The sequence below is a fragment of the Acinetobacter sp. IK31 genome, from assembly GCF_035615195.1.
Taxonomy (GTDB): domain Bacteria; phylum Pseudomonadota; class Gammaproteobacteria; order Pseudomonadales; family Moraxellaceae; genus Acinetobacter; species Acinetobacter calcoaceticus_C.
Map to the genome: position 1 here is coordinate 148,925 of NZ_JANBOB010000002.1, position 16,268 is coordinate 165,192.

General features: G+C 37.8%; 12 protein-coding genes. 4 read left to right on the forward strand and 8 right to left on the reverse strand.

The window, feature by feature from the left end; all coding sequences use genetic code 11:
* Positions 1-19 precede the first annotated feature (19 nt).
* The 8 genes from MSG66_RS01565 to MSG66_RS01600 all read right to left on the reverse strand — a co-directional run bounded on the left by MSG66_RS01565 (position 20) and on the right by MSG66_RS01600 (position 13,569).
* Positions 20-2,026 (reverse strand): esterase/lipase family protein, encoded by a 2,007-nt coding sequence (locus MSG66_RS01565; RefSeq protein ID WP_324651762.1) that lies wholly within the window; start codon positions 2,024-2,026, stop codon positions 20-22.
* Between the two features lie 115 nt (positions 2,027-2,141).
* Positions 2,142-3,083: an ABUW_2363 family tetratricopeptide repeat lipoprotein gene (locus tag MSG66_RS01570; RefSeq protein ID WP_324651764.1), complete on the reverse strand. Its 942-nt coding sequence runs from the start codon at positions 3,081-3,083 to the stop codon at positions 2,142-2,144.
* A 105-nt stretch (positions 3,084-3,188) separates the two neighbouring features.
* Positions 3,189-4,004, reverse strand: a complete 816-nt coding sequence (gene cysE, locus MSG66_RS01575) for a serine O-acetyltransferase (RefSeq protein ID WP_202742316.1) — start codon at positions 4,002-4,004, stop codon at positions 3,189-3,191.
* Positions 3,997-4,836 (reverse strand): RNA methyltransferase, encoded by an 840-nt coding sequence (locus MSG66_RS01580; RefSeq protein WP_197730906.1) that lies wholly within the window; start codon positions 4,834-4,836, stop codon positions 3,997-3,999. The genes cysE and MSG66_RS01580 overlap by 8 nt, the downstream gene beginning before the upstream one ends.
* Before the next feature lie 14 nt (positions 4,837-4,850).
* Entirely contained in the window at positions 4,851-8,414 is a 3,564-nt protein-coding gene (gene dnaE / locus MSG66_RS01585) for a DNA polymerase III subunit alpha (RefSeq protein ID WP_042896609.1), read from the reverse strand.
* Positions 8,415-8,612: 198 nt separating this feature from the next.
* Complete coding sequence (locus tag MSG66_RS01590) at positions 8,613-9,680, reverse strand: asparaginase (protein ID WP_324651768.1); 1,068 nt, start codon at positions 9,678-9,680, stop codon at positions 8,613-8,615.
* Between the two features lie 677 nt (positions 9,681-10,357).
* Positions 10,358-11,665, reverse strand: a complete 1,308-nt coding sequence (locus MSG66_RS01595; protein ID WP_324651770.1) for a dicarboxylate/amino acid:cation symporter — start codon at positions 11,663-11,665, stop codon at positions 10,358-10,360.
* Positions 11,666-12,138: 473 nt separating this feature from the next.
* Entirely contained in the window at positions 12,139-13,569 is a 1,431-nt protein-coding gene (locus MSG66_RS01600; protein WP_042896604.1) for a pyridoxal phosphate-dependent aminotransferase, read from the reverse strand.
* 239 nt (positions 13,570-13,808) lie between these two features.
* Between MSG66_RS01600 and msrB the strand changes: the two genes are divergently transcribed.
* The 4 genes from msrB (at position 13,809) to MSG66_RS01620 (ending at position 16,252) form a co-directional block, all read left to right on the forward strand.
* Positions 13,809-14,228, forward strand: coding sequence for a peptide-methionine (R)-S-oxide reductase MsrB (msrB, locus tag MSG66_RS01605; protein WP_005041267.1), 420 nt, complete (start codon positions 13,809-13,811; stop codon positions 14,226-14,228).
* The gene (locus MSG66_RS01610) at positions 14,225-14,710 is read left to right on the forward strand and encodes a glutathione peroxidase (protein WP_003651303.1); all 486 of its coding nucleotides are present in this window, start codon (positions 14,225-14,227) and stop codon (positions 14,708-14,710) included. The genes msrB and MSG66_RS01610 overlap by 4 nt, the downstream gene beginning before the upstream one ends.
* Positions 14,710-15,555 (forward strand): AraC family transcriptional regulator, encoded by an 846-nt coding sequence (locus MSG66_RS01615; protein ID WP_324652361.1) that lies wholly within the window; start codon positions 14,710-14,712, stop codon positions 15,553-15,555. The genes MSG66_RS01610 and MSG66_RS01615 overlap by 1 nt, the downstream gene beginning before the upstream one ends.
* Before the next feature lie 64 nt (positions 15,556-15,619).
* Positions 15,620-16,252 carry a LysE family translocator gene (locus MSG66_RS01620; protein WP_262471698.1) on the forward strand — a complete coding sequence of 211 codons (633 nt, stop codon included), beginning with the start codon at positions 15,620-15,622 and terminating at the stop codon, positions 16,250-16,252.
* The last annotated feature ends 16 nt before the right edge of the window (positions 16,253-16,268 follow it).

The following is a 16,268-nucleotide window of genomic DNA, read 5'->3' on the forward strand; positions in this document are numbered from 1 at the left end:
TCCTTTGGCTTTTTTATTTTTACGGTTTATATAAACCATGTTCGACTAAGTGCTCTCGTAAAATACGACGCAGTTCTAAGACGGCTTGCGGTGTAAGTTGTATTGAGTGACCACCTGGAAGAATTTTCTCAGATTTGGCACCTTCTAAGTGAGCACTCTTATAGGGAACAATTCCATCCGTAATTACATTTGGATCATCGCTCTTGGTAATATTTCCCATAATTGAGTGAAAAACCAAACCTTGATGTGGATTAATATTTTCCGTGAGTTCCATAAACTTGGACTGATGACTCAAATCACTTGGACCATTTTGAATCAAACCATTATCAATATTACTTAAGAAATCTTTAACATCTAAATTTTCAGTGGTGAGCGAAGTCGCTACGGCTGACAAAAATGCGCCCGGTAAACGAATAATTTTACGCGCAGCTAATGTAAACCATCGATCTGCATAATCTGTACCCCGATGAGGGGAAGCCAAGAAAATTGCACGATCAAAATTATTGATTGAATGCATTTGCAATCGTTCAGTAACCATTGGATGTTTCTTAAAGCGGTTTTGCTGACGAATCGTCATTAACTCTAAAGCAGGCTTGGTAATATCACCATCACTTACTAGTAATCGGCTGATAATACCTCCCATGCTATGTCCGACAAGTACGGCATCATGTGTAGCAGGATCATTAGGGTTCAAAGAACCAAAAGCTTGCTTAAGTAGGGCATAAGTTTGGAAACGGCTTTCCAGAATCGGCATATTGGTCGAATAGAAAACTTGCCAAACTTGATAATTATCTCTTAAAACCGTATCACCCATAACATCATTGGTCAAAGCAATCCATGCCTCAGGGCTACTTGCGAGCCCATGGACTAACACAATAATTTTCTTATTTGGATTATAAGGTTCAAGCATGTATAGATGTGGCATGGTCAAATGCTGATCACGATCAATCAGACTTAAATAAGCTGCGACACCTAAATTATTTTCAGCTAACCATAGCCCATAAGGCGCGGAAAAGTTGGCCGCTAGAGGGTATTGTTTACCTGCTACACTAATATTATCGGTCCGGTATGGATCATAAACCCGAATTATGAATTCAGGATTATTAATAATTTCTTCAACAGTGGTTGCATGTTTTGGTTCAGCTACAATAGTCGCAGCCAAATAACGTGCATGATGAATATTTGGATTAACACCATTTTTATAATTGTATTTAAGTGGGTCTAAAATATATTCATTAATATCTTCGCTTCCTGAACTCGGAAAAACAGCGACAAATTCAGACCCAAAACCATCACGACGGTTAATCGTTCTTAACCCTGAAAAATTTAAGTTATAACTTGAAATTAATTTTTCTAATTTTTGTCCCGTTAACTGTCTATGAAATTCAAAGTCAATTGAATAAACACTTTTACCAATATGAATTTGGGGTTCGACACCATTTTTTTGGGGATGTCTCAAATCATAAACACCGACCATTTTGGCAATTGCCTGATTATAGAAGTCTCGAATCTGAACTTGTCTATTATCAAAAATACGATCAGTGGGCTGACGCTTTGTTGCAAATAGATAGGCATAGCTATAACGAATACTTTTATCTAGTAAATTTAATTGCTGGTCTAAGCAATCATGATATTTATTTTGAATATTTGTTTGTTCTTCTTCAGACTTATGTTTAGCAAATCTACTCATTTTGCAATCCGAAGAATCTGATAAAGCCATTGCTTTTGCCAGATACATTTCACTTGCAGCTGATAAGAACTGTTCATCTAAAATTTGAGGAAGTTTTTTGAGTTGATTTACACAGTTATCAGGGGTGTCTGTACAAATTTTAGCTTCCTGACCAGACATCGATAAAACATTCAGACTTGCTTCGCTGAGTTTATCTTGCGTAAGAATACTATTACGTTCATTTGCAATCGTTACATTCAAAGCTTGCTGTTTAACATTAACGACCTGACAACCACTCAGAATTGAACCGAGTAGCATGACCGTCAATAGTGTTTTGCTTCTTTTTATTGGAAACATTATGGTCAAAATATAGTGGCTCAATGGTAGGTAGATCATACAAATTTTAAAGTATTTTTCAAATGATCAAATAAAAAAAAGGGCTGTCAAAACAGCCCTTTTTATCTAATTAAGCTTATTTTTTTGATGTTGCAGTAGAAGTAGCGGGAGACATTGCAGGGTTAGTTAAAACTTGCCATACATTCCAACGACCTTGCTTTTCAATCTCTTGAATTAAACGATCAGCAATTTCCGATTCATCTGGATATTTAACTTTATAATTTTTAAGCGTCTGGATCGCATTTTTCTTTTGCTCCATCGCAATATAGTTATTTGCAGCAGCTAGATATGCTTCTTGAACATTACCTTTAATTGCTTTATCTAAATATGGAATGGCTTCACGTTGGCCACCACCTTCAGATAAGCCAAAACCGAACCAGAAGTTTGCTTCTGCATCATCTGGGCTAATTTTTAAAAGTCTTTGAGCATATTCTAAAGATTTGGTAGTGTGAACGGTTCCTAAATCAAGGTTACGTGCAAGAACACTTGCTTTAAAAGCACGAAGCAAAATATCAAATGATGCATTTTCATTTGCAGCAAGTGTATCGAGTTGCTGTGTTACTTCTTTAAGTTTACTTTCAAAGCCTTTACGTTCTTGACGGTCAGTAAAGCGTGGTGGATAGTGACGAGCTTTGCCTTCTACTAACTGTAAGAAGTCATCAATGCTCGTAACATCAATTTCATTCTCACCAGCTAAAACTGCGTATTTCATTGAACGCTGTGAATTATTTACAGTCGGGACAATCAGTTTATTGACGTCGAGAGTAAGTTGTTTAGTTGGGTCATCTTGACGATTAACTACCATTTTCGTTACTGGCTGTGCAGCAGCGTCTTTTAATGCAACTTCAAATGCCGGAGGCTGATCATAGTTAAAAGGATTTAATGCATAAAAAGGAGGAGTAAGCTCTGGTTCCTTGAAAACAAAAGGCTCAATTTTTTGTTGTTTTACAGGTGCCATTGTACAAGCTGTTAAACTTGAGGTCGCAAGGATGATATATGCCAAAGGCTTAAAATTCATAGGATCTTCCGTTCATTTTAGTAAAGTCAGATTTGGTAGTGGTAAGTCTAGGAAAAGCTAAACCGACATGCAAGAGTAAGCGTGTTACATTATGAATCAAGAATATTACGTTTTTGATATCTTGTTTTGTGCACCACATTCACGACGCACTTCTTCAAGAATTTTTAGCTCTTCATCACTAAAAGGTTGTTCATCTTGATTTTCTTTTTTGAAGCTAGGGTCTAGCTCTGATAAACGCTGGCATAAATTATTCATACGCGTTTCATTGTGCTGAATACGATCAAGCAAAACGCGCATACCTTCTAAAATAGGGTCTGACTGATCAGCAGTTGTCGCATATGGGGCAAAACCAATACTTTGTGCATAGTCACGACGACGTGCTTCATCTTTATCGTTATTTTTGTCGGCATCTTTATAAATATAGCGAGCAGGATTTCCTACAGCAGTTACACCAGCAGGAACAGCTTTAGTCACCACGGCATTTGAACCGACTTTGGCGCCTTTACCTACCGTAAATGGACCCAAAATTTTCGCACCGGCACCAACAACAACACCATCTTCTAAAGTTGGATGGCGTTTGCCTGTCTTCCATGTTGTACCACCTAAGGTAACACCATGATAAAGCGTAACATCATCACCAATTTCAGCAGTTTCACCAATCACAACCCCCATGCCATGATCAATAAAAAAACGCTTACCGATTTTAGCACCCGGATGAATTTCGATTCCTGTGGCAAAACGGCTAAATGAAGAAAGTAGGCGAGCTGCACCTTTACAATCTTTTTGCCATAATTCATGTGCAACACGATGCATCATAATTGCATGAATACCTGGGTAAGTCGTAAGAACTTCAAGTGTATTGCGGGCAGCAGGATCTCGCGCAAATACAGCCTTTATATCTTCTTTAAGCTGCTTAAGCATTGGGTTGATCCTCCTTGTCAGATAATGCTTTTTTCCATTTACCACTTGTTAAAGCTTGCACACGACTAAAAATACCGCGAAGTAAATGATATTCCATACGATCTAATTGTATACGACCAAACAGACGACGCAAGCGTAAAGGCAATAAACGTGGATTTTCTGGATCTAAAAATTCAATTTCAGTCAGCATTTTTTCTAGATGAGGATAAAACTCTTCCATTTGTTGCTGAGTAACCAAAGGTTCATCCCATTGCATGCTTTGGCCTTGCACCAATGGCATTTCATCTACATTCTGGTCGACTTGGTCTTGTTCCAGAGCAGACATGCGAAGCTCATAACATACCACCTGAATTGCCTGAGCAACATTTAATACACCATAGTCTGGATTTACAGGGATGGTTAAATGGTAATTTGCCAGTGCTAATTCTTCGTTAGTTAAACCACGATCTTCACGACCAAAAACAATCGCAATTTGTTGTCCTTGAGCGGTTGCTTTAATAGCTTCTTTAGCCGCAGGTCGCACATCAAGTAAAGGCCAAGGAATGGTGCGACTACGCGCACTTGTTCCAAAAACCAAATGGCAATCTTTAATCGCATCTTCTAAGGTGTCTACAATCTCAAGGTGCTCAAATAAATCTTGGGCACCAGCAGCAAGCGCTTGTATATCTGGATGAGGATATGTTTTGGGTGCTACAAGAACTAATTTAATGAGTCCCATTGTTTTCATGGCACGTAAAGCACTGCCAATATTAGCAGGCAAAGTAGTATTTACCATGACAATACGCACTTGTGCTAATTGTTTTGACACGGTGGTGTGGTCAAACGAATTCATAAGATTTCCAGAAATTACGAATATTGAGAAACTTCGCTTTGGTATAAATCCAATGCATCGTCCATAGACATACCCGCAGGAGGAGAGGCAACAGCATGTGGACGAACAGGGTCTACTGCTTTAGCTGCTTTCGACTTTACTTGATATTCAATATAAATATTATCTTTACCAAAATAATCTCTGAGTTTAGCAAGTAATTCATCTAGAGGAGCGACTTTCCATTGCGGACCAAACTGAAGTTCAGCTTGAGCATAGGGTTGATCAATCTGTAACTGTAGAGCGATATGTTGATGCATATCTACATTGCAAAATGGCAAGATCATGTTTTGTAGATCTTTTGCCAATGTGGGCTGCATGAACTCTTCTGTTAATTTGATTTGAATACTGTTAGCTCGTTTTTGTCTTATTTCATTTAAGGTGAAAGCTTTGGTCAAACGTCCCATTGGACGTTCAAAGCCTTCTCGTTCATAGATTTCGCCTTCGAAAACTACAACACGTTCCACTTGAACGATATCTTTAAAACGTTGGAAGCGCTCATGATTACAGCTGACTTCAATACGTCCTGTACCATCATCAAGTACAATAACAACTCGGTTAGGGAAGTTTGCGACATCAATAACCAAACCTGCATAAACTGTAGTAACGCCACGACGTGTAGCTGTAATTTCATTTAGTTTTACAGGAACAAAAGCTTTGAGTTCTTGTCGGTAAACATCAATTGGATGGCCGGTTAGATATAAACCAAGGGTATCTTTTTCGCCTTTTAGACGAACTTCATCGCTCCACGGTTTTACAGGCTTAGCTGGTTTACGCTGAACTTCTTCAACTTCACCAAATAAATCCATAATACCGCTTTCACGGTTACTTCGAGCTTGTTCGGCAGCTTGAACAGCTTCAGGCAATTGTGCCATTAAGCTTGCACGTTCAATTCCTAAGCAGTCGAGTGCACCCGCGCGAATTAAAGCTTCAAGAGTACGTTTATTGATTTTTTTCAAATCAATACGATGGCAAAAATCGAATAGATCTGTATAAGGACCAAGTTGTCGACGAGAGTCAATAACTGACTGCATTGCTTGTTCGCCGACGCCTTTAATTGCACCTAAACCGTAAACAATCGTTTTATCATTACTTGCATGGAAGTGATAAGTCGACATATTGACCGATGGTGGTAAGACCTCAAGATTATTATTTCGACAGTCATCAATCAAGAATACAACACTATCTGTGTTTTGCATTTCCGATGTCATTACCGCTGCCATAAATTCAGCAGGGTAATGCGCTTTCAACCATGCTGTATGGTAAGCAACCAGCGCATAAGCAGCGGCGTGGGATTTGTTAAAACCATAGCCTGCAAACTTTTCCATATAGTCAAAGATATGGTTGGCTGTGCTTGCATCAATACCTTTTTCAGCAGCACCTTCTAGGAAAATTTGGCGTTGCTTAACCATTTCCTCAGGTTTCTTTTTACCCATTGCACGGCGTAATAAGTCTGCGCCGCCTAACGTGTAACCTGCACAGATCTGTGCAGCCTGCATAACCTGTTCCTGATAAACCATAATCCCGTATGTCGGCTCTAATACACCTTCAAGAAGGGGATGAAGATATTCAAAATCTCCACCATGCATACGGTGAATAAAGTCAGGAATAAGGTCCATTGGACCTGGACGATACAATGATACGAACGCAATAATTTCTTCGAATTTACTTGGACGCGCTTCTTTAAGCATCCGTTTCATGCCGACGGATTCAAACTGGAATACCGCTGTCGTATTTGCATCGGCAAAGACAGAATATGCTTTAGCGTCGTCTAGAGGAACATGCAAGATATTAAGCTGATCATTACTGTCGCGGTTTTTATTAATATTTTGGATCGCGTCTTCAATAACAGTTAAGTTACGTAAGCCCAAGAAGTCGAATTTGACTAGACCTGCTGCTTCTACATCGTCTTTATCATATTGAGCAACACGGTTCGTTCCATCTGCATCACAAAGTACAGCCGAGAAATCGGTAATTTTACCAGGTGCAATGACTACACCTCCGGCATGTTTACCCGTATTTCGGGTTACACCTTCTAATTTTAATGCCATTTCCCAGATTTCGCTTGCATCGTCGTTATCTGGGTTAGATGGGTTAGTCACAATATCTTTAAGCTGGGGTTCCATATCAATAGCGGTGGCTAAGTCCACACCAAGCGGTTTGGTAGGCACCATTTTTGAAATACGGTCAGCTAAACCGTAAGATTTACCTAATACACGCGCAACGTCACGGATTGCACCTTTTGCTGCCATGGTTCCGAAAGTTGCAATTTGTGAAACGGCTTCGCGACCATAAGTACGCGATACGTAATCAATGACGCGGTCACGTCCAGCAATACAGAAATCGACGTCAAAGTCAGGCATCGACACACGTTCTGGGTTCAAGAAACGTTCGAAGAGTAGATCGTAACGAAGTGGATCAAGGTCTGTAATTTTTAAGCTATATGCGACTAATGAACCTGCACCTGAACCACGGCCTGGCCCCACAGGAACACCATTGTTTTTTGCCCATTGAATAAAGTCCATGACGATGAGGAAGTATCCAGGGAAACCCATTTTTAGGATAATACCGACTTCATAATCAATTCGTTCATCGTAAGGCTTACGAATCTCTGGCCAATCTTCGCCACGTTTTTCAACGGGATAAAGATAATTTAAGCGTTCTTCCAAACCTACTTTAGATAAATGTTCAAAATAAGTATCGATGGTAAAACCATCTGGAATTGGATAGTCAGGTAAAAAGTAAGTGCCGAGTTGTAGTTTAACGTTGCAGCGTTTGGCAATATGATAGGTGTTCTCGATAGCACTAGGAATATCAGAAAACAACTCGATCATTTCATCTGAGGTTTTAAAGTGCTGCTCAGGGCTATACGTCCGTGGACGGCGATTATCTGCTAGTACATAACCATCAGCGATACAAACACGTGCTTCGTGTGCCTCGAAATCTTCTTTTTCTACAAAGTGCACATCATTATGTGCAACTACGCCCACATTATATTTTGCAGCAAGTTTTGCAGCTTCTTGAATAAAGTCTTCTTCACCGGGACGGTCAGTACGTGTTAAAGCAAGATAAACACGGTTACCAAACTTTTCGAGCCATGCTTCTAAAAGAGGTGCAGCTTTTTGAGGGTTAGATGAGCAAAGCATCTGACCAACATCACTATGCTGGCCAAGTAAAACAATAATATCTTGATGCTGTTCAAGCACCCATTCTTTTTGTACACATGGAATACTGAGCTGTTGTCCTTCAATAAAACCGCGTGAAACGATTTCGGTGAGACTTTTCCACCCGACCTCACTCATTGCAAGTAAAGTTGCACGATGTTGAGCATCATCAAGGCGAATTGTGCTACCTAAAAGCGGCTTAATTCCCTTTTTTAAACAAGAGTTATAAAACTTTACCGCCGCATGGAGGTTAGAAAGGTCCGTTAATGCCAATGCAGGCATTTGGTCCTTAACCGCAGCATTGACCAAGTCAGGTATGCGAACTATCGACTCCGTAATCGAAAATTCTGTATAAATACCTAGATGAACAAACTGCATAAACCAATCCTTAATGCGACTACAGCATAGTTTAACACGCAAAGTTAAAAGGAAATGGTTAATATTTTGGCAAACTGTTAAGGATTTTATTATTTAAGAAGAGTGAGTTGAACATCTATTGTACAGATTTAATATAAAGACATTATTTTTATAAAATATGACCAGCCCAAACATCTAGGTTTGAGCTGGTTGAAAAATTTAGTACTGCCAGAACATACGTTGAATTTCTTTAGCATCTGTCGTTTTAGTAAGCGCTAATGCAGTAAGAAGACGCGCTTTCTGCGGGTTTAAATCATGTGCCGCTACCCAACCATATTTAGAGTCAGGTTGTTCTGCATCACGCACTACAAAACCTTGTGCAACACGTGATGAACGGATAATTTGAATACCGTTCTTGTCGTGAAGATTTTGTAAAGTTGGGACGATATATTTTGGTACCGAACCGTTACCAGTGCCTGCATTGATAATCGCTTTAGCACCTGCTTTTGCATATGCTTCATAAGCATCTGGAAGCATAGAGCCTGAGCCATAAACGATCTGTACTGTTGGAAGCGCATCGCCTTTAATATTCTCGATATTAAATTCAGAAGCATTTGTAAAACGTTTTACAGACTGTCTGAACCAGTATGGCTTGCCTTCAACTAATGTACCTAAAGCGCCCCATTGGCTAACAAAAGCATTTGTATGAATGTTAATGCCTTTAGTTACATCACGTGCAGCAAAAATAGAGTCGTTCATAAGAACCATAACGCCTTTATTTTTTGCATCATCAGAAGCTGCTAAAGCAACTGCACTATAAAGGTTAAGTGGTCCGTCTGCTGAAAGAGCAGTTGATGGGCGCATTGAACCAACAATAACAATCGGCTTATCAGTATGAACAACCAGATTTAAGAAAAATGCTGTTTCTTCTAAAGTATCTGTACCGTGAGTAATCACAACACCATTAACAGATGGCTTTTTTACCAGCTCATTTACTTGACGAGCAATTTGTAATAATTCCTTGTCAGTAATACTTTCAGAAGCGACCTGTAATGCCTGAATACCAGTTACATTCGCCAAATCTTTGATTTGTGGAACTGCATTAATTAAGGCATCAACTGGAACTTTTGCAGCAGTGTAAGTCGCACTGTTTGCTGAACTTGCACCAGCACCTGCGATAGTGCCGCCAGTGGCAACAACAACGACATTGTTTTTTGCATAAATTGGGAGAGAGCAGGCCAATAAGCCCATCGCTAAACCTAAAGATTTAACAGTTTTAGTCAACATCGAAAATATCCTTATGAAGTGACGAAAGTAAAAAAAAGTTTGTCGAATATGTCTGCTTTTCCTAAGCAAAATACATACCATGTAAAACATATTCGTAACTTGCTGAATAAGAAGCATCCTTGAATAGCATTTTGTTTTACCAACAATTACTTAGTCATTGCTTTTATTCAGCGTTAATAAATATCATGAATAAATAAAAAAATCTATTAAGTTTTTCTAATTTATCTCAATTTTTTTACTTTTTTATATAAAGAAAACAAATGATTTTTTTATCATTATAAAATCAAAAAATAATAGGTGTAATGAGGGCTTTATTTACTATTTGGTATTTATAATATATTGATTATAAGATATATTTTTTAAAAAATGGAATTGTATGAATTTTTAGATGGAGAAACTAAATAATAATTTAAATAGCTTAATATAATTAAGTTTTAATAAATGAATTAAAATTTAATCAGTTGATGTTTATTTTTGAGAATATAAATTCTGTTTGGGTGGTTTTTGTTCTCTTTTTAAGGTTTGTTTTGAGAAAATTTAATAGGAGTTAAATCTCATTATTTAATATAAAAATATAGATAAATTTTTATTGTTTAATTTTAGAATAAAAAGAAGAGCAATTTTATAAGGTCATATAAAATTGCTCTTAAGTTGGGAGAGTGGGAGAGAAGAGAAACTTAAGCGGTCGTTTGTTCTTGAGTTGATTTAATTAATACAGGCTCTGGTAGTTCTTCAGTATCAGCTACTTTCTCACCTTCAAGCTTGGCAACAACTGCTGTAGCAATACTATTACCTACTACGTTTGTTGCAGTACGACCCATGTCAAGGAACTGATCGATACCAAGCAATAAGAGAATACCTGCTTCAGGTAAATTGAACATGGTGAGTGTTGCTGAAATAACGACGATAGAAGCTCGTGATACACCCGCAATACCTTTACTTGTCACCATAAGAGTTAACAGAATTAAGATTTGTTGAGTGAAGCTCAGATCGATGTTGTAAGCTTGAGCAATAAACAGTACTGCAAAAGTGGTGTACATCATTGAACCATCTAAGTTAAATGAATAACCTAAAGGTAGTACGAAGCTAGTCACTTTTTTAGGTACACCAAATTTATTTAATGCATCCATTACTTTTGGGTACGCAGATTCACTTGAAGCTGTAGCAAAAGCAAGCGTTACAGGTTCACGAATTAATTTGCCTAAGCGGAAAATATCTTTTTTCAGTACTATTGCACCGACAGAGAATAAAATGATCCAAAGTAATAGAAGACCGAAATAGAACTCTGCGATTAAAATACCGTAGTCAACGATTAAGCCTAAACCTTGTACAGTAATTGCAGAAGCCATTGCTGCAAATACTGCAAAAGGAGCGAACATCATGACGTAATCGGTAATGCGGAACATGATCTTACTGAGTTCTTCAGTCAAACGCACAATAACTGAGTCTTTTTCTTTGCCTTGATTTACAAAAGCAAGAGCGGAACCAAAGAAGATTGAAAAAACAAGTACTTGTAGTATGTCATTGTTGGCCATTGCTTCTGCAATGCTGCGTGGGAAAACATGGCTTAAGAATGATTGTAGGGTGAAACCAGTAGTAGTTGGGAGAGAAGAGCTACTAATTTGTTGTGCTGTTGGTAATGCTAAATCTAAAGCTGCACCAGGTTGGAAGAAGTTAGCTAATCCCATACCGATTGCAAGCGATACAAACGAAGCAGTAATAAACCAAGTCATTGACTTAAGTGTAATACTTCCAATTGATGTTGATTTCCCCATTGATACAATGCCTGCAACAATAGTGGCAAATACCAATGGCGCAATAATCATTTTGATTAAGCGTAAAAAGATGTCTGAAATAATGCTGAAATAAGAAGCGATCTGTTTGAGTTGTTCACCTTCATTGAAAAAGTGGTGACAAATCCAACCTGTCAGTACGCCGAGTAAAATAGCAATAACAATATACTTGAGCAATTTCTTTTGCTTCATATGAACCTCTATCCATTTGATTCAATCATCCTTTGATGGGATTTGAATGATTGAAAGCTTTCCTTGTTAGTTCAGTCCGGTCGTTTTAACGATTTTATCTTCCTAGATCTGTATCTGTTTAAACCGAATCGAATATGGTGATGTTGTTATGGAAGGGGATTGTTGCTCGATTTTGATGCAGTGTGAAATGCAAAAAAATATTGATCCATGCATTTTTTGCATAGTGAAGATAGAGGAAAATGCGAAATTACATATAAATTTAAACGTATGGTAAAAATATATAAATAAATTTTTAAGCTGAATTTAAAGGTTAAAAGAATTAAATTTCTAATGAAAAACACTTAAATTCAAAGTGTTGTTTTTGAATAGATAGGAAGGTAGTAGCGTTTGGGATAATTATTTTTTTAAATAATAAAATAGAATTATCAAAAAAGGCATCCAATTTAAGATGCCTTTTTCGATATGCATTTTTTTTAACGACGATTGGCTAAGAAACGACCTAAGCGAGTAATTGCTTCTCGTAATTCATTTTCAGCAGGTAAGAAAACCACGCGGAAATGATCTGGAGTTGGCCAATTAAAGCCTGTACCTTGCACCAATAACACTTTTTCTGCACGTAACAAATCAAGCATTAACTTTTCGTCATCTTCAATTGGATAGATGTTCGGATCTAGGCGAGGGAAACAGTACATTGCTCCATCTGGTTTCACGCAGCTTACCCCAGGAATCTCATTTAGCATTTCCCAAGCAATATTACGCTGTTCGTATAAACGGCCACCCGGACGAATCAAGTCATTAATTGATTGATATCCTCCGAGAGCAGTTTGAATCGCATATTGAGCTTGAACGTTTGCACATAGGCGCATAGATGCCAACATATCTAAACCTTCGATATAGTCAGCAGCACGGCTTTTATCCCCAGTAATTGCCATCCAGCCTGAACGGAAACCTGCAATACGATAAGCTTTTGACAAGCCATTAAAAGATACACAAAGCTGGTCACCCGCTAATGAAGCCACTGAAACATGTTCAATGCCGTCATAAATAATTTTGTCGTAAATTTCGTCAGCAAATAAAATTAAGTCATGTTTCTTTGCAACTGCGACAATCTGTTCAAGCACATGACGTGGATATACTGAACCAGTCGGGTTGTTCGGGTTAATAATGACAATGCCACGTGTGTTCGGCGTAATTTTACTTTCAATATCAGCAATATCTGGATACCAGCTATTTTCTTCATCACATTTATAGTGGATTGCTGTACCACCTGAAAGATTAACGGCTGCTGTCCAAAGTGGATAATCTGGCATTGGAATCAGCATTTCGTCACCATCATCTAACAAACCTTGCATAGCCATGACAATCAGTTCGGATACGCCGTTACCAACATACACGTCATTGACATGCATATTTAGAATCCCTTTCTGTTGATAGTACTGACAAATTGCTTTACGAGCAGGGAAGATACCTTTTGAATCAACATAACCAATTGCATTTGGCAGGTTTAAAGCAACGTCATTAATAATTTCTTGTGGTGCTTCAAAACCAAATGGAGCAGGGTTACCAATATTTAATTTGATAATTTTATGTCCTTGCTCTTCCATTTCATTGGCGGCTCGCAATACCGGCCCACGGATGTCATAACAAACATGCTCAAGTTTTGATGATTTTTTAATTTCTCGAGAAGTTGGCATGGATTGGAGAGTAGCAGTATTTTTAGACATAACTGGATTCACTTTTGCATATCGGTATAAATAACTTTTAAATGTTTTAACTGTTACCAAATTTAGATCGTGTTGATCTTTTAGCAATTCAACAATTTTTTCATGGGTATAACCCGATTGTTGATATTGTTTGATAATTGGTAGTAGTTGTTGGAAAACCACACTTTTTTTCTGAGACATGTTTTGTCCTATACAACCGTGCGCAATAAGAATAGCACTATGTTTGCTTGCTTTAAAGAGGAATAGTAATAAATTTGCTTACTTTTGATTTTGTGGTTTGCTTACTTTTTGCTTTTTGTTCTTTATATGTTTAAATTCCAACAAATTTTACGTTCAGAGACTAGTGTTTTTGTGATGAATGGCGTAAATATAAAACTCAATCATCAGAAATGTTTACATCAGAATAAAAGGTGCATGTCATGGGAAAAGTCAATAAAACAGACCGGGAATGGCAAAGAGAGTTATCACCAGAAGAGTATCGGATCACACGACAAAAGGGCACTGAACCTGCATTTACGGGGCAATACTGGAATACTAAGCAACATGGTACCTATGTCTGCCGTTGCTGCGGCGCAGAATTGTTCTCATCAGATACTAAATATGACAGTGGTTGTGGTTGGCCTAGCTTCTTTAAACCGATTGAGGCAACTGCAATTGAAGAACATGACGATTTATCGCATGGTATGGTCAGAACAGAAATTGTTTGTCATGATTGCGAAGCCCATTTAGGGCATGTTTTTGAAGATGGACCACAGCCGACTGGTTTGCGCTATTGTGTAAACTCGGCATCATTACAACTGAAATCACAAGAAAAAAATGATGAGGAAACCTATCCATGAGTAATATTTATCAGTTTGAAGCTGAACTGTTAGAGGGCGAAGTTAAGCAATTAGCTGATTACAAAGGTAAAGTTTTACTAATTGTAAATACCGCAAGTAAATGTGGCTTTACACCACAATTTGCGGGCCTTGAAAAACTTTATGAGAAATATAAAGATCAAGGATTGGAAGTTTTAGGTTTTCCCTGCAACCAGTTTGGGGGGCAAGATCCAGGCAATAATAAAGAAATCGGTACTTTTTGTCAGCGCAACTATGGGGTGAAATTCCCGATGTTTGCAAAAGTGGATGTAAAAGGACCGGAAGCCCACGTGATTTTTAGATATTTAACACGTGAAGCTAAAGGTATTTTAGGCAGTAGCACGATTAAATGGAACTTTACCAAATTTTTGGTGGGAAGAGATGGCGCTGTGCTAAACCGCTATGCACCTACGACTAAACCAGAAGCTTTAGAAGCTGATATTGAAAAAGCATTAGCAAGTTAATAAATTCAATGAACGCTATTCCCCAAGCTTTTGAGTTTTGGCAAGATGAGCGAATGCCTTATGTTGAAACCAGAAGAACTTGTTTTAGCAGAACATGTTATAAATCTCATAGTCATCCAACATTTTCAATTGGAGCTATAGATGAAGGGAATAGCGTTTTCCAAAGCTCATTTGGTACAGCACAAAAGATTTCTGCTGGTACGTTAGTCATTGTGCCAGCTCACATTGAACATTCTTGTAACCCGCTGCCTGATCAGGCTTGGAGTTACCAGATGCTGCATCTGGATATATCTTGGCTTAATCAATGGTACGCCGAATTTCAAAAAGAGGGCTTTGATTTAAATTTGCCCCAGCATAGACCTCTCATTATTAAAGATGAAAATTTATATCAGACTTTTTCTGATATGAATGAGACTTTATTTGATTCAAAAAAGTTGATTTTTGAAAAAGAACAGTCGCTTATCTATTGCCTTACACAGCTGTTATTACCCAATTTTATTTTAGAAGAAATACAGAAAACTCAATATTTGTATGAAAGCTTTTTGGACTTAATTCATATTATTAAATCATCCGAACGATTTATTTCTTTAGAAGAGCTTGCCCAACAGGTGGGCCTTAGTCGATATGCAATCATTCGTCTGTTTAAAGCCAATGTTGGTTTAACACCGCATGCATTTCAAATTAATTTAAAGATTAATCAGGCCAGAGCACAATTAAAGCAAGGCATTCCACTCGCAGAGCTGGCTGTAAATTTAGGCTTTAGTGATCAGAGCCATTTTCATAAAGCTTTCAAAGCCCATACAGGAATCACTCCTCGACAGTTCCAACTTGCTGCCGCGCAATAATTTACAAGAAATTATTTATCTCTATTTTTAAGATATTCCATATTGTTTTACAGATGAAACCGTTATGGAAGCTTTTTTAGTTATCGCCTTTACTCACTTTTTAGCTTTGTTATCTCCGGGACCTGATTTCTTTCTTATTTTGACCAGCCTTTTACAAAAAGGCTCGCGCTATACGTATGGCGTCATTGTAGGAATTACTTTGGGTAATGCCTTAATTTTAATGGCTTGTCTGTTTGGATTTATGTTGCTTGGAAATTTAAGTACGAACATTCTTTTAGTACTTAAATGGCTTGGAGCAGGGTATTTAGCTTATTTAAGTTATCTTTGTTTTAAGGCTGCTCGTTCTGACAACTTAACTTTCGCGGTTGAAGAAAATGGCTTAATAAATCAAGAACCACAACACCAGATTAAAATTAAAAGTTTAATGTTAGGAATACAATCTAGTCTTCTTAATCCTAAAAATATTATGTTTTATAGTAGCTTAATGTTGCTCATTCAGCATCAATTTAGTCTGGTTCAAAAATTGCTAATCAGCACGTGGATGACTGCGATGGTACTTGTTTGGAACTTACTGTTGGTTCATCTATTGCTTCAAAATCGAGTTCTAGAACAGATTAAACGTTCAGCGATAGGCTTATATTATTGTTCTAGTCTCGCTTTTATATTTTTCGCAGTACTACTGGTTGTTTATAGTTAATGTAGTGTACAGCCTT

Excerpts from the sequence above, each read along its gene's own strand:
- MSG66_RS01565 (WP_324651762.1), bottom strand. The coding sequence starts at position 2,026 with ATGTTTCCAATAAAAAGAAGCAAAACACTATTGACGGTCATGCTACTC.
- MSG66_RS01570 (WP_324651764.1), bottom strand. The coding sequence starts at position 3,083 with ATGAATTTTAAGCCTTTGGCATATATCATCCTTGCGACCTCAAGTTTA.
- cysE (WP_202742316.1), bottom strand. The coding sequence starts at position 4,004 with ATGCTTAAGCAGCTTAAAGAAGATATAAAGGCTGTATTTGCGCGAGAT.
- MSG66_RS01580 (WP_197730906.1), bottom strand. The coding sequence starts at position 4,836 with ATGAATTCGTTTGACCACACCACCGTGTCAAAACAATTAGCACAAGTG.
- dnaE (WP_042896609.1), bottom strand. The coding sequence starts at position 8,414 with ATGCAGTTTGTTCATCTAGGTATTTATACAGAATTTTCGATTACGGAG.
- MSG66_RS01590 (WP_324651768.1), bottom strand. The coding sequence starts at position 9,680 with ATGTTGACTAAAACTGTTAAATCTTTAGGTTTAGCGATGGGCTTATTG.
- MSG66_RS01595 (WP_324651770.1), bottom strand. The coding sequence starts at position 11,665 with ATGAAGCAAAAGAAATTGCTCAAGTATATTGTTATTGCTATTTTACTC.
- MSG66_RS01600 (WP_042896604.1), bottom strand. The coding sequence starts at position 13,569 with ATGTCTCAGAAAAAAAGTGTGGTTTTCCAACAACTACTACCAATTATC.
- msrB (WP_005041267.1), top strand. The coding sequence starts at position 13,809 with ATGGGAAAAGTCAATAAAACAGACCGGGAATGGCAAAGAGAGTTATCA.
- MSG66_RS01610 (WP_003651303.1), top strand. The coding sequence starts at position 14,225 with ATGAGTAATATTTATCAGTTTGAAGCTGAACTGTTAGAGGGCGAAGTT.
- MSG66_RS01620 (WP_262471698.1), top strand. The coding sequence starts at position 15,620 with ATGGAAGCTTTTTTAGTTATCGCCTTTACTCACTTTTTAGCTTTGTTA.